This window comes from Crocinitomix catalasitica ATCC 23190, from assembly GCF_000621625.1.
In the GTDB taxonomy this organism is placed as follows: Bacteria; Bacteroidota; Bacteroidia; order Flavobacteriales_D; family Crocinitomicaceae; genus Crocinitomix; species Crocinitomix catalasitica.
In genome coordinates this window covers 302,832-316,535 of record NZ_JHXV01000005.1, presented here as the reverse complement: position 1 = coordinate 316,535, position 13,704 = coordinate 302,832, and the positions used below count along the sequence as shown (strand labels likewise).

The following is a 13,704-nucleotide window of genomic DNA, read 5'->3' as shown; positions in this document are numbered from 1 at the left end:
GAATTAGAATATTGAATATGACAGCGCTAAGGACATATTTAAAAAAGGATCATCGCTTTACCATTTTAATATTAATCTGCATTCAGTTATTATTGACTTTACCTTTTATAAACTTCCATCCAATAGCCCTAGATGAGCCTTTTACGATTTTTCATTCACAGAAATCATTTGGGGACTTGTTAAGTTTGTTTACAAATGAAAATAACCCCCCTTTACATTTTATTTTAGTTCATTTTTGGATTAAACTTTTTGGAATTGGTGTCGTTCAATTGCGACTTCTATCGTTGATTTTTAGTTTAATCACTATTCCAATATTGTTTAATTTATCATTAAAGATATTTAACAAACAATACAACATTGCACTCTTAATATCTGGTCTATTTATATTTTCTACTTTCCATCATTTCCATGCCGTTGAAATAAGAGTTTATTCTATACTTGTTTTACTCTTTTCTTTGATTGTGAGTGATTTATATAGATTGATTTTCGAACAGGCAGAAGGAAGGATTTGGACATTGATTTTTTGGAATATTTGTTTAATTTATGCCCATTATTTAGGGTTCATAATAATTATTAGTGAATTAATAATAGGATTAGTATTCATTCGACAAATATCGAAAACAGCAAAAATAAAATTACTTATAGGTGCTTTAGTTATGGTGCTCTCTTTTATACCAATAATGCAAATATTTTTGACGAGACTTGGTACGGTTTCATCTTCAGGAACCTGGGTTCAAGCACCACATTGGACTGAATTGTATGGTAATATATTGAGGTTTTTTAATGGGACTGTTGCTTTCTTTTTGATCTTATTTGTTTTATTAATTCTTTTTATAAGAGAGAAGAATAAAGACTATTCGGTATCATTAATTTTCACAAAAAAGAATGTTTTCATTATTTTGTTTTTTGCGATTCCTTACTTTGGGATGTATCTAATATCAATATTTTTTGAACCTGTTTTTATTGATAGATATCTTCTTTTCACAACAATTCCGTTATACCTTACTTTTGGTATTGTTGTTAAATATATAACGCAGAATAAATTAACTTTTGAATTTGTCTTAATAGCTCTTTTACCGTTGATTATTTTTTTAAATTATGAGCCAAATAATGATCGCGAGCCTGACAAAATTGCATCATATTTGGCAACTAGTTACGAAAAGCAGGAGGCTACAATTATAATCTGTCCACCTTATTTTGATAAAACATTACTTTATCATTTAGATCAAAATGTATTCTCTCAGCCAGTTAAATTTGACTCGTTGTTAATGAAACGAAACATTTTTCCAATATTTAATAGTCAAGAACTAGCTTCTATTGAATTGATGGATATTGTCCGTTTTATTGATGTAAACGCGTCTTTTACTTTACCAGAGAATAATATAATAATAGAACTATTAAAAAGTTATGACATGATTGATAGTGCAGGTTTTAAGGGTGGGGTAACGGTTTACAAATTATCTAAAAAATGATTAAGATAAATATTATTGGTTCTGGAAATGTTGCAAAAGCTTTTGCTTTACAACTTTATAAAAAAGTAGAAATTGTTTCTGTTTATTCTCGAAATTATGAGAATGCACTTGGCCTTGCTAATAAAGTCAAAGCATTTGCTTATAATGATTTGGAAGAATTGAATTTTGATGTTGATCTAAATATTATTGCTGTTAAAGATGATGCGATAGAAGATATCGTGAAGTGTTTACCGAATAATATATCTGTTGTACATACATCAGGTTCTGTGGGAATTGAAAGTTTAAATAAGTTTGATGAATTCGGTATACTTTATCCATATCAAACATTTACAAGTGGACGAATAATAGATATGACTAATATTCCTTTTTTCTTGGAAGCAAACACGACTTCATTTAAAAATGAATTAAATGATTTCTGTTTAAAAAACTTCTCTGCTCAAATTTATGAAGCTAATTCAGAAAAACGAAAACACATTCATTTGGCGGCGGTGATTACGAGTAACTTCACGAATCATTTATTGTTTGAGGCAGAAAAAATTTTATCAGAGGTAAATTATCCTTTAGATATTTTAAAGCCATTGTTATTAGAAACCATCGAAAAAGCAATAAGTATAGGACCGAAAAACGCACAAACTGGTCCAGCGAAAAGGAACGATGTAAAAGTGATGTCTAATCAGATTAATTCTATCGAGTCCAGAGAATTGAAGATTGTATACGAATTAATGTCAAAGTTGATTATAGATGTAAAAAAAGATTAATTTTTAATTATTTTCCTTGTAAACGTTTGCCCATTTCTTACAACCTTTATAAAGTACATTCCATTGTCTACAATTGAGATTTCTATTAGGTTGCTATTAACTATATTTTTTTGAATAATTTGTCCGTTAAGGTTAATCAAAAACACTTCATCTAATAATTCTAGCCCTTCAATATAAACTGTATTCGTTGTCAATGTAGGGAAAACACGGATATCTTTTAACGCTTCCTGTGAGTGAAAGCTGAGTGTGATATCTTCATATCCCATATCCAAAGGAGATATAGGTTCAGTATTAAACTCATCAATTTTAAGAATAAACATATTAACTCCTCCTGACGAAGTAAACGGCATAGTTCCAACAGCAACAACTCCGTTATCCGTACAGTATTCAACACCATTAATCACATCATTTCCTAAAGCTCCAACATTTCTGACATAGGTCGCGTCAGTATAATATGTAAAAGCCATTCTTCCAAGAAAAGCTTCTGTTTTGCCTTCGCTTATATCCACGGATCCCCAGCTAGTAGTTGAACCTCCGTAAAAAATATCATTGTTTGCGTTTATTGTGATGTCATTCACAATATCATTTCCAACTTGTTCGCCATCCCAAGATGTATCTGCGATAATTGAATAATCGAATTTATCCATTTTATAAATCCAGAAATCATTAAAACATTCACAACCATATGCATTATGGTAGCTTCTAGAGCCTCCTAATAAATAATAGTCTTCGTTAGTGAGGATTGAATTAAAATAATCGTCACGATCCTTCCCTGCTAATTTTACCCAACCTAAGGTTCCATCGATATGATACTTCAAAATAATTCCATCAGACATGCCAGCACCAAACGAATTTGTACCACCAACAACCACAATCGAATCGCCATCAAGGATAACATCTTTTGCATAATCATCAGCTAATCCTCCATAAGTTTGAGTCCAGAGGGTATCACCAAATTTATCCGTTCGTACGATGTAAATATCTGTTCCACCAGCTCCATAACTATATGTTTCTCCAACGAGTACAAAGCCGCTGTCTTCTAATTGAACTAAACTGTATGCTTTGTCCCAATCACTTCCGCCATAAGTTTTCTCCCAAATTGGAACGCCGCTGTGGTTAGTATGAACCATGTAAAAATCGAATCCTCCGGCACCAAAACTATTTGTATATCCGGCAATAGTAAAAGATGAATCGTGGGTTAAAATTACTTTTTCGCTCCAATCCGAACCAGATCCACCATAATTGTAAGACCATTTAAAGTTTCCCATAGAGTCCACTTTTAATAGAAAAGCATCCGCGTTCTCGGAAAGAAAACTACTTGAGCTTCCTGTTGCTATATACCCTGTGTCTAATGTTTGTTTAATGTCTCTTCCGTAGTCATACCCCGTATTACCGTATGATTTTAGAAAATTTATATTCTGTCCAAAAATGAAATTGGAGCAAATAAGTGTTAAAATAAAAAGTAATTTTTTCATAACGTTAAAGTTTAAAATTTAACATGAGGTTCGCACCGCGTCCATAACCTTGTTTTTTAGAAGCTAGTCCAATAACATCATAGGTTCCTAATGCAAGTGAGAATTTATTAATGGTCCAGAAGTTAAGGTTTAACCCCATTTCAAACCGCCAAATCCTCCGTATGATAATCTACTAGATATTGCGATATGATCGGTTGGTTTGTAAAATCCACCAGCAAATATGTAGGGGAAGTAAGCAGAAGTTAAAATGGTTTTAAACCCGCCTATGAGTTGAAATTTTTGATGACTTTTAAGGTCAGGGATTTTTTGTAATACAAATTCAATAGGTAGACTTGTGTAATAGTTGTCTTGTTTTGTCAATATACCTATGGTATCTTTAAAATTATAGACGTCATTCTCTTCGTTAAGAAGTCTGTTGACATCAAACCCGTCATAAGAGATAGTAGAATCAATATATACACGATTCGAAGATTGATTCCAGAAAATAACACCTAAATTGTTTAGCTTTAAGTTAACGATTTGCAGATTTCCTTTTTTGTTTTCAAATAAAAGATTATAATTCATATCAATTGAAAAACCACTTCCTTGGAATCCAAAATAAGGTGAGAATTCATTACTATAAGAACCAAGTCCCAATAGTTTTAAATGAACGCTATCTTCTTCGCTAAGCATATACGAATTGTTCAAATTCATATTGACCTCTTTTGAACCGGCAACGAATGAGACTTGAATGCTTGACATCGTTTTTTTGTGGAAGAAACCAAATCCCATTTTCTGGAAATGTAAATATTCCATCATCGCACCTTGAAAACGCATTGTATCTCCTAAATAGTTTGCATTTCCATACATGCCGAGATTAAACAAATCTGTAGGTACATTAGCTGTTAAGAAATGATTATCGGAAAAGGAAGCGACAAAACCGAAATTAGGATTCTTAAAAAGTTTTATATCCTTGTTGTAGAAAGTGATTGACTGTTCGGCTTCAGCTCCTAAAACATTCGAGCCTGATAATTTATTAGCATTTCTTGTTTTTAAATCTTCCGTAATTGTTCCTCCAAAAATAAATTTATCTGTTAATTCATTATTAAAGGTATTACTCGAATAATAATTGAATGTTGAGATTTGAAATTCATTTTTTTCAAAAACAGTATCTGAAAATAAAGGCAGTAATTCTTGACTAAAACCACAAGATATGGCGAATACGAAAATCGTTGATGTAAGTAGATGCTTCATTATAATTCAATCCCTAAGTTTAAGTTAGAAAACATTTTAAAATCAAAATATGCAGTTGGATCAATCTTAACTTTAGCTGACTCGTGAGAATTAAATGAGACAAATAATAATAATTTCGATGCAGATTCTAGATTCCGCAACTTGGCTGCTGTGAAATTAAAAATTGAATTACCGATATACGGACTTGTCTCATAAGTGTCTGAATTGTATATGCCTGCATTGATGTTGGCTACATTGTTCAACGAATCAATTTTTTCACCTGCCTCATTTAGCATGTATAGAACTGCGTTTGCTGCAATTGGAAAAGCATTTTCATAATTAATTTTTAAATAACCATCACCTGGAATTATCTGGGCAGGTGCTTTATAATCAATTTCAAAAGTATCTGCAATAGTTAAATCATTCGCTCCAAAAGATAATGGGAATTCACCATCTAGAAAAAGTTCAAATTTAGATCCAGGAAAAAACTCATCATCACCACCAGTAATATTCCCAAATGGATTAATTGCCAATTCATATCCCAATTCAACAGAATCAGGCAAAAGTTCAATAAAGTCTATAATGTTCGAATTTCTACTATTCATCAATAAATCATAACTTGAAGGAACAAAATCCCAATATCCCCCTGTCGCTGGATTGATATTAAGCATGTTATTCAAGCTTGGGAAGTCTAACAATACATTTTCACCCGTACGAGAATTCAGGCCGTTAATTAAGCTTATTTTAGCTTGAGCTACAAGATTAAATCCATTTAACACGGATATTTTCAAATTGATAGAATCGAGATTTATCGAACCGCGAACAATTTTTTTCATTGGAGGTAATGCCAAACCAATTGTGTCTGTGAAATGATATTCTCCGAAATAACCTTTGGCATATTTTGGAACCAAGCCTTTAAAAGAGAATTCAAAGTTTATTTTATCTGCACTTGTAATGGTAAATGGTAATTCTTGATTCGATTGCATCACGACATTAGCCAGTATAGTATTGATTAGTGTCCCATCTTCACCGGTTAAGCCCATGTCAAAATCTTTCATATCAACTGTTGAGCTCGCAGTAGAAGGAACTTCAATGGATCCTGCCTCTAGAAAATAGGTTCTGCTGAAAACGCCATCGGGCGTTTCTATATAAGGAAAAGAAAAGTCTATTTGTGATTTCCCAGGCCATGGCGATTTAATGCCTACTTCAGTTGTACCTTCAGATAATATAACTCGTTTTAATTCAATTTCATCCAATACATAGTTTTGTTCAAAATTATCATCGATTACCAATTCAGGACCAACTTCAATACTGGGGATTTCAATGCCAGAATTTACGACAATTGATGTGTCTGGTAATTTAATCAAGGTGTCTAAAGAAAATCCAAAGACTGATTCATGAATGACCAACGACAAATAACCATCATCATTAGTTGTCGTGTATTCGATAGGAATCATATCATTGATAGTGAGATGTCCATGCGCTATAGGTGCTTGCCAAGCAGTCGACCATTTTGTTTTCTCTTTCTTACATGATGAGAGATAAAAACAAAAAATCAAACCAATGAAAATTATTGTACTTTTTCCGAGGAACTTCATTTAGTATTCTTTGTTAAGAAAACGAAAATAATCATAATTTGGTTGGTATAGAAGTGTTGAAAGAATTACTTATGGCTAAGAAATTAACAATCATGTTTAAATCTCCTATTATTAAATTTATCTTTGCATCTAATTTTGAATATTAAAGAATGATTAAATATCGCGTCTTAAATCAAGTTGAATTAGAGGAATTGGAACCTGAGTTTATTCAGTTTCTTGTCGTGAATGGAGTGACTGCTGATGATTGGGTTCGTTTGAAAGAAGAAGAAAAGGAGAAAGCAAATACACTAATCGAACTGTTTAGTGAGGTTGTTTGGCAAAATATAATTGATAAAGTCAAATTCCTTGAATTGTACACTGATAAGTACATTCAAGCAATTCAATGTAATAGTGATAAGTTTATAATGGTCGCAGTGACGCATACTGATAAATCGTTTGTTTTTACGGAGAAAATTAAGTTAGAAACAGCATCTGGAGAGGATTTCTTATTGCATACTTCTGAAAAGGAATATACTAAAGGTCGCGGTGAAGAGATTTTTAAATTGTTGAATCAGGGGTATCAGATAAGTGAAGGAGCAGCATTCAAGAAATTAATTCTAGCTTCTGTAAAATGAGAATAGCTGTTATTGGAGGTGGTGCGGCAGGTTTTTTCTCAGCGATTCATGCGAAAGAAAATCATCCTATTGCTGAAGTGACAATTCTAGAGAAATCCAAGAAGCTATTGTCAAAGGTTAAAATTTCTGGAGGTGGAAGGTGCAACGTGACCAATGGAACAGATTCTTTAAGTATGCTTGCAAAGGCCTACCCAAGAGGTGAGAAACAATTGAAAAAGATCTTCCCTACATTTTCTAATAAAGATACAATTGCTTGGTTTGAAGCAAGGGGAGTGCCATTGGTTAAACAGCCTGATGGTTGTATATTTCCTAAAAGTCAAAACTCTCAAAGTATAATCGATTGTTTTTTGAAAGAGACCAAACGTCTTAATATCTCTGTTCGAACAGAGACAAAAGTCAAAGAATTGATTCCAATTGAAGGAGGTAGGATTCGTCTGCAAATTAATGAATCGGAAATAGAGGATTTTGATAAAGTGATTGTTGCAACCGGCGGATCTCCCAAGAAAGAAGGTTTATTGTGGTTGGAACAATTGGGACACGAAATTATAGACCCTGTTCCATCTTTATTTACTTTTAATATGCCTGATGAGGATGTGAAATCCTTGATGGGAATTGTTGTCGATCCAGTGCAAACAAAAATAGAAGGAACAAAGTTAAAAGCTTCAGGTCCGTTATTGATTACGCATTGGGGAATGAGTGGTCCTGCTGTTCTAATTTTATCAGCTTTTGGAGCTCGATTATTGAGTAAGAAATCATATGAATTTAAACTTCATGTGAATTGGTTTAATGATTTGAATGAGATCGGTATTAGGAGAGAGATAGATGCGTTAGAAGAAAATTATCCTAAGAAGATATTACAGAATATACGTCCACTACAAATTCCTGACAGATTATGGCAATTTCTACTAACAAAAGGGAATATTTCTTCTCAAAAGAAATGGGAAGAAATAGGGAAGAAGGATAAAAATAAACTGGTTGATTTACTCTTTAACGACGTTTATCGGGTAAAAGGTAAAACTACGTTTAAAGAAGAGTTTGTGACTTGTGGTGGGGTTAGCCTGAACTCGATTGATTGTTTAACTATGCAAAGTAAAATAGTTCCTAACCTTTACTTTGCAGGCGAGGTTATGGATATAGATGGGATTACAGGAGGGTATAACTTTCAAGCCGCTTGGACAACAGGTTTTTTTGCGGCTAAACTTAGTTAACGTTGATTTATTTTAATTGTAAAAGTCGTTCCTTTATTGAGTTCACTAGTTGCTTGTAACAAACAATCATGCTGCAATAGAATATTCTTTACATGTGTTAAACCCAGACCAAATCCTGTTTTTTTCTTCGTGTAGAATGGGTTGTATATATTCTGTAAAGTTGATTGATCCATACCACATCCATTGTCAGTTATTGTCAAGTTGAGTTCCTTATCATGTCTTGTCAGCTCTATAAATAACTGAGGATTTTCAGTTTCAGACATAGCTTCAGTTGCATTTATCATAATGTTAGCTATTGCAATTTTGAATTTTTCAATGTCTAAGTCGAGTAAAATTGCGCAATCAAGGCCGCTCACTTTTAAGTCGATTTCCTTTAAAATGATTCGGTCCTCACATAAAGCAATCGCATCTTTAATAATTGGAATTAAGTCAGTCTTTTTCATGTTCAATTCAACGAGACTGGTACTGTGCAATAGATTATCTATTAAGTCTTTTATTCGAGTTGAGTTTCTCTTAATCATCTCGAAGAGTATTTTACTGTCATCCGATTTAAGTTCAACTTCCTCTTTTAATTCATCTGTTGCCAAAAATATATTGGTTAATGGATTCCGAATTTCATGTCCGATCAGTCTTGCCATTTTACCTGAATAGTTCATTTTTTCAGTTTCAATTAGTTTTAATTGTACCGTTTCTAAATCTGATACATCTTCAATCACGCCTTGGTAATAAGTACTTATTTGATCAAATTTTTCATGAATCCTACTTAGTTTAAATTTGGCAATTATAATTTCTTTTCTGGTGTTAACCATTTGAACTTTAATTACTTTATTTGTGCCATTCTTCTTTGTGCGCGTTAATAATTCTTCAAACTTTGTATAATCGTAAAATAGATCTCGAATTTCCTTCATCTCACCTTCTTCTGTTTTAAACAATTTAGCGAATGAATTATTAAACTCAATAATTTTAAAATCTTGATCTGCTATGAAAACGGCATCTATGGTGTGCTGAAATAGTTTTTTATACCGTTCGTTTTGTATTTTAAGTTTTCTTTTTTGATCTAAAAAGGCTATTGCATGGAGTAGGGTGTTTTCAACAGTACTCGAAGTTAAATGACCGGTATTTAAATGTTTGATAAAACGTTTAGAGGAATATTCAAAAAGGTCGTCTTTCTCTGTGAATAAGATAGTAGGTACATTCGACAATTTATCATTTAAGAGGACCCTAGTATTGGACACGAGAGAATCATTGACACAGCAAACATCAATTTGTTTGAGTTCTTTAATTCCTGTTAGGCTTTCAAAGTTTGGAATATCAATAATATTCCACTCAAAATCCTTTGGAAGCTTATTAAAGCAAATTAATGCAACATCAGTCAGCCCAATTCTTAAAATCGTTTTCGGTTTGATTGTCGATCTTGATATTTCTAACTCCTTCATGTGTGTATAAATGTAAATTGTGTGGAATTTTATCACAGTTTATGTGTAAAACAACTACGTATTCGATACCAATTTATAATTTATTGTTTAATTAGTGACCTAATTGCTCATTTATATAAGGCTGGCATAAGATTTGAATAATACTAATCAAATTATAAAAACAAAAACATTATGGAAAATCAAGCAAAAAATATTGTAGCAACAGCAGTAGCAGGTGTTGCAGTAGGAGCATTATTAGGTGTGTTATTTGCACCAGCCAAAGGAGCCGATACAAGAGCTGCCATTGCAGAAAAAGCGCACGACGTGAAAGATTCTGCGGTTGACTTAAAGGATAGTATTAAAGATAAGTTTACAAGTGGATCTTTACAACCGTCTGAATTATTGAATAGTCTAAAGGACCAAGTTCAAACAACATTATCTAATGGTAAAAAGGATGTGAAAGACGGTTTGTTAAAAAAGATACAAGAATTAGAAGAAGCAATTGCTAAAGCCTAAAAATATGAGTGTTATAAAAGAAGATATAAAATCTCTAGTAGAAGATGCTCAGGCATATACTGAAGCAAAAATTGAACAGTTTCAATTAGATGCGATGGAGAAATCGATACGTGTATCGAGTAAAGTGATTACATGGTTAGTTATTTCTGTTTTAGGAATACTTGCATTGATGTCATTTTCTATCGTGTGTGGATTGTTACTTTCTGATTTAATTGGAAGTTATATAGCTGGTTTCGGAATACTTGGGGCTTTTTATCTTCTTCTTTTTATCTTGTTCTATGTATTGCGAGATAAATGGTTGGATCACCCAATTAAAAATGCACTATTCGGTGTCATGCTATCCATATATACTAAGAGAGATGAATAATATAGAAAAATTCGAAAAAATAAAGCAATTACAGCGGCTAAAGGTCGAGTACCATAAAAGAAACATGTCATTAACAGTTCGACGATATACAAGTTTATCGGAAGGAAATGGATTAGAACGTGTTTTTAAAATTTCAAAGTTGGTATATAAAGTTTATAGATTATTTAAAAAATAAATGAAGACAAAAAGCTTAATAGATGTTTATCTTAAAATTGCTATTCTATCGACAATAGTAATACTTGCGGTATACTATGCAGGCAATATTATTATGCCAATTTTACTGAGTGGTGTGATTTCATTGATACTTTTTCCGCTTGTAAGAAAGTTGAATATTTGGGGCATTCCTAAATCTTTAGCTGTTGGACTGGTTGTTCTGCTTGCTTCAGCAAGTATGCTTATTGTGATTTTTGGAATTGGATTTCAAACCCAAAAAATTATCAGTGAATTTCCTGAAGATGAAGTAGAGGAAGTATTTGATGATCCAATTCAATCTGTTGAGGATAAGACAGACGTAAAAATATCAAAATACACCAAGGAAATTGAAAATGTTATTGAACAAGTCAAGAGTGTTTTGGTGGAGGCAATACCTTCAGCATTAAATCGTTTAACAAATACAATCGTATTTTTTATTACTTGTCCAATTTATATATTCTTCATGCTATTATATAGCGAGAATATAAGAGATTTTTACCTGCAAAGTATTAAAAATAGAAGTAGGGGTAAAGCGTTTATTAAATCTTTAGAAGCTACTTATCAAAACTACGTTAAAGGAATGTTGATGGTAATACTTATCGTTTCTGTACTGACCGGGTTAGGATTATTCTTACTTGGAATTAAGTACGCTATTTTTATTGGTATATTGACTGGTATTTTAACCTTAATTCCATATGTCGGTGTATTTATAAGCGCTTCGATTCCAATAGTTTTAGCATTGATAACGAAAGAAAGTATTTGGTATGCTGTAGGTGTGTTATTGGTGTATGTTGTTGTGCAATTTTTGGAAGGGAATTTCATCACTCCAAAAATTGTTGGCAATCAAGTCAGTCTAAATCCCCTTGTAGTAATAATAGGATTGGTTATATTTGGAGCGGTTGGTGGCGTCGCTGGAATGATTATTACGATACCTGTTTTAGCCCTTATTAAAACTATGGCCAATCATAATCCTTCGTGGAGACCATTGAAAACATTAATTGAAACTCGATAAATTGAAAAAACAAGCCAAAATATTAGTTGTAGACGACGAAGAAGATATTTGTTATTTAACAAAAAGTATTCTGCGTAAAAACGGTTATACAAATGTGCGGATTGCAAATTCTGTAGAGAAAGCTAGTGAACTAATTAATCAGCACGAATTTGAAATATTGTTCATTGACCTAAGTCTAGGAGATGGAACAGGAATAGATATTGTTCAATATGTAGAAAACACATATATGAACCATCCTTTAATGAATATCATTACAGGTTTTTGCTCAATCGATGACAGGAACAAATTGGAGTCATTAGGAATAGACTCAATCATAACGAAACCATTAACCAGGGAAAAAATATTAAATGCGATTTAAAATTATTAATTAATCGTAAATTCAGGCCAAATTAATATCTATGAATAGAATACTGGTAATTGATGATGACAGAGATATTTGTATGCTCTTACAGCGTTATCTAAAAAAAAATGATTTTATCGTTGATATTGCACATGACGGTCAATCTGGTTTGAATGCTTTAAAAAAAACACGATACGATTTAGCGCTATGCGATTTCCGTTTACCAGATTTTACTGGATTAGAAATGATTTCGCAATTAAAAAGTATTCATAAGGATATTGCTGTAATTATAATCACGGGTTATTCTGATGTGCAAATGGCCGTAAACTTAATTAAAAAAGGGGCCTATGAATATGTTGTAAAACCAATTCAGCCTGAAGAAATTTTATTCAATATTAAAAGTGCGATCAAACAAATTAAAATCGCAAAAGAACAGCCTGAACCAGCAGAGAAGATAGATGCTAAAGCGAAAAAAGGCGCGCTAAAAGTCGATTTAGGATTCATTAAAGGAGAGAGCGAACAGGCTAAACAAATTTATAAACTTGTAGATTTGGTTGCACCCACAGATATGTCTGTATTGATATTTGGTGAAAGTGGAACTGGAAAAGAAATATTAGCAAGAACAATACACAATCAAAGTAAAAGGCGGAATGAGAATTTTGTTGCGATTGATTGTGGAGCCATTCCAAATGAAATTGCGGGAAGTGAGTTGTTTGGATATAAAAAAGGATCATTTACTGGTGCTACGCAAGATAAAATTGGTTTATTCGAGGTAGCAAATAAAGGGACACTATTCTTAGATGAAATAGGAAATCTGTCATACGAAAATCAAGTCAAATTATTGAGAGTAATTCAAGAGCGTAAAGTCAAACAAATTGGTGGAACCAAGGAAACCGATTTAGACATTCGAATTCTAGCTGCAACGAATGATAATTTGGTGGATTCCATGTCTGACGGATCTTTTAGAGAAGATTTATTCTATCGATTGAATGAATTCAAGATTGAAATTCCAGCCGTGAGAGAAAGAAAAAAAGATATTGAAAATTTCGCGGATTTTTTCCTGTCTAATGCGAAGATTGAATTGGAAAAGGATAAAGTTGAATTTCATGATTCAGTATTAGATCTATTTAAAAATTATCATTGGCCAGGTAATTTAAGAGAAATGAAAAACGTTATTAAGCGTGCTGCATTATTATCTGAGAACGGGACTATTAAATTAGAGCACTTACCTGTAGAAGTGAAGATGGGGGTACATGCAGATGTTACGCCTTCTAATTTTATCGAATCGAATGATGGTGATTTAGATTTAAAAACAATAATTGAAAATACTGAACGTCGAGCAATACTAAATGCATTGGTCAATACTGACTACAATAAAAGTAAGGCTGCACGAATTTTAAATATCGATAGAAAAACCTTGTATAATAAAATCAGTAGTTACGATATTGATATGCCGGAATAATTATGGGCAATTTGTGGAATTGATCATCCCTTTTGGGGACATAGACCACAGTCATCTTTCTTG

At 32.5% G+C, this 13,704-nt stretch carries 13 protein-coding genes; 9 read left to right on the top strand and 4 right to left on the bottom strand.

Features of this window, described 5'->3' with window-relative positions; translation table 11 throughout:
* Positions 1-17 precede the first annotated feature (17 nt).
* Both T367_RS0103800 and T367_RS0103795 read left to right on the top strand, forming a co-directional pair.
* The gene (locus tag T367_RS0103800) at positions 18-1,472 is read left to right on the top strand and encodes a glycosyltransferase family 39 protein (protein WP_084274296.1); all 1,455 of its coding nucleotides are present in this window, start codon (positions 18-20) and stop codon (positions 1,470-1,472) included.
* Entirely contained in the window at positions 1,469-2,230 is a 762-nt protein-coding gene (locus T367_RS0103795; protein ID WP_027418658.1) for a Rossmann-like and DUF2520 domain-containing protein, read from the top strand. The genes T367_RS0103800 and T367_RS0103795 overlap by 4 nt, the downstream gene beginning before the upstream one ends.
* Here T367_RS0103795 and T367_RS0103790 read toward each other — a convergent pair.
* From T367_RS0103790 to T367_RS0103775, 3 genes are all read right to left on the bottom strand, one after another.
* Complete coding sequence (locus T367_RS0103790) at positions 2,227-3,705, bottom strand: T9SS type A sorting domain-containing protein (protein WP_027418657.1); 1,479 nt, start codon at positions 3,703-3,705, stop codon at positions 2,227-2,229. The genes T367_RS0103795 and T367_RS0103790 overlap by 4 nt on opposite strands.
* A gap of 129 nt (positions 3,706-3,834) precedes the next feature.
* Positions 3,835-4,938: a hypothetical protein gene (locus T367_RS0103780; RefSeq protein WP_027418656.1), complete on the bottom strand. Its 1,104-nt coding sequence runs from the start codon at positions 4,936-4,938 to the stop codon at positions 3,835-3,837.
* On the bottom strand, positions 4,938-6,515 hold the full coding sequence (locus T367_RS0103775) for a hypothetical protein (RefSeq protein WP_027418655.1): 1,578 nt from the start codon (positions 6,513-6,515) through the stop codon (positions 4,938-4,940). The genes T367_RS0103780 and T367_RS0103775 overlap by 1 nt, the downstream gene beginning before the upstream one ends.
* Before the next feature lie 149 nt (positions 6,516-6,664).
* Here T367_RS0103775 and T367_RS0103770 point away from each other — a divergent pair, with 149 nt between their 5' ends.
* Together T367_RS0103770 and T367_RS0103765 are read left to right on the top strand one after the other, a co-directional pair.
* Positions 6,665-7,129 carry a DUF6495 family protein gene (locus T367_RS0103770; RefSeq protein WP_027418654.1) on the top strand — a complete coding sequence of 155 codons (465 nt, stop codon included), beginning with the start codon at positions 6,665-6,667 and terminating at the stop codon, positions 7,127-7,129.
* A complete protein-coding gene (locus tag T367_RS0103765) occupies positions 7,126-8,337 on the top strand; it encodes a BaiN/RdsA family NAD(P)/FAD-dependent oxidoreductase (protein ID WP_027418653.1) in 1,212 nt (403 codons plus the stop codon). The genes T367_RS0103770 and T367_RS0103765 overlap by 4 nt, the downstream gene beginning before the upstream one ends.
* Here T367_RS0103765 and T367_RS0103760 read toward each other — a convergent pair.
* Positions 8,334-9,773, bottom strand: coding sequence for a two-component system sensor histidine kinase NtrB (locus T367_RS0103760; RefSeq protein ID WP_027418652.1), 1,440 nt, complete (start codon positions 9,771-9,773; stop codon positions 8,334-8,336). The two genes, T367_RS0103765 and T367_RS0103760, sit on opposite strands and share 4 nt — an antisense overlap.
* Positions 9,774-9,944: 171 nt before the next feature.
* On the opposite strand from T367_RS0103760, the gene T367_RS21265 reads away from it, so the two are divergent.
* The 5 genes from T367_RS21265 (at position 9,945) to T367_RS0103730 (ending at position 13,641) form a co-directional block, all read left to right on the top strand.
* Positions 9,945-10,268: a YtxH domain-containing protein gene (locus T367_RS21265; protein WP_035842297.1), complete on the top strand. Its 324-nt coding sequence runs from the start codon at positions 9,945-9,947 to the stop codon at positions 10,266-10,268.
* A gap of 4 nt (positions 10,269-10,272) precedes the next feature.
* Positions 10,273-10,635: a phage holin family protein gene (locus T367_RS0103750; protein WP_027418651.1), complete on the top strand. Its 363-nt coding sequence runs from the start codon at positions 10,273-10,275 to the stop codon at positions 10,633-10,635.
* 175 nt (positions 10,636-10,810) lie between these two features.
* A complete protein-coding gene (locus T367_RS0103740) occupies positions 10,811-11,839 on the top strand; it encodes an AI-2E family transporter (protein ID WP_027418649.1) in 1,029 nt (342 codons plus the stop codon).
* The gene (locus T367_RS0103735) at positions 11,826-12,197 is read left to right on the top strand and encodes a response regulator (protein WP_027418648.1); all 372 of its coding nucleotides are present in this window, start codon (positions 11,826-11,828) and stop codon (positions 12,195-12,197) included. Before T367_RS0103740 ends, T367_RS0103735 begins: the two co-directional genes overlap by 14 nt.
* Positions 12,198-12,237: 40 nt before the next feature.
* Positions 12,238-13,641 (top strand): sigma-54-dependent transcriptional regulator, encoded by a 1,404-nt coding sequence (locus tag T367_RS0103730; RefSeq protein WP_027418647.1) that lies wholly within the window; start codon positions 12,238-12,240, stop codon positions 13,639-13,641.
* Positions 13,642-13,704 lie beyond the last annotated feature (63 nt).

Excerpts from the sequence above, each read along its gene's own strand:
- T367_RS0103765 (WP_027418653.1), top strand. The coding sequence starts at position 7,126 with ATGAGAATAGCTGTTATTGGAGGTGGTGCGGCAGGTTTTTTCTCAGCG.
- T367_RS0103780 (WP_027418656.1), bottom strand. The coding sequence starts at position 4,938 with ATGAAGCATCTACTTACATCAACGATTTTCGTATTCGCCATATCTTGT.
- T367_RS0103770 (WP_027418654.1), top strand. The coding sequence starts at position 6,665 with ATGATTAAATATCGCGTCTTAAATCAAGTTGAATTAGAGGAATTGGAA.
- T367_RS0103800 (WP_084274296.1), top strand. The coding sequence starts at position 18 with ATGACAGCGCTAAGGACATATTTAAAAAAGGATCATCGCTTTACCATT.
- T367_RS0103760 (WP_027418652.1), bottom strand. The coding sequence starts at position 9,773 with ATGAAGGAGTTAGAAATATCAAGATCGACAATCAAACCGAAAACGATT.
- T367_RS21265 (WP_035842297.1), top strand. The coding sequence starts at position 9,945 with ATGGAAAATCAAGCAAAAAATATTGTAGCAACAGCAGTAGCAGGTGTT.
- T367_RS0103730 (WP_027418647.1), top strand. The coding sequence starts at position 12,238 with ATGAATAGAATACTGGTAATTGATGATGACAGAGATATTTGTATGCTC.
- T367_RS0103750 (WP_027418651.1), top strand. The coding sequence starts at position 10,273 with ATGAGTGTTATAAAAGAAGATATAAAATCTCTAGTAGAAGATGCTCAG.
- T367_RS0103790 (WP_027418657.1), bottom strand. The coding sequence starts at position 3,705 with ATGAAAAAATTACTTTTTATTTTAACACTTATTTGCTCCAATTTCATT.
- T367_RS0103775 (WP_027418655.1), bottom strand. The coding sequence starts at position 6,515 with ATGAAGTTCCTCGGAAAAAGTACAATAATTTTCATTGGTTTGATTTTT.
- T367_RS0103795 (WP_027418658.1), top strand. The coding sequence starts at position 1,469 with ATGATTAAGATAAATATTATTGGTTCTGGAAATGTTGCAAAAGCTTTT.
- T367_RS0103740 (WP_027418649.1), top strand. The coding sequence starts at position 10,811 with ATGAAGACAAAAAGCTTAATAGATGTTTATCTTAAAATTGCTATTCTA.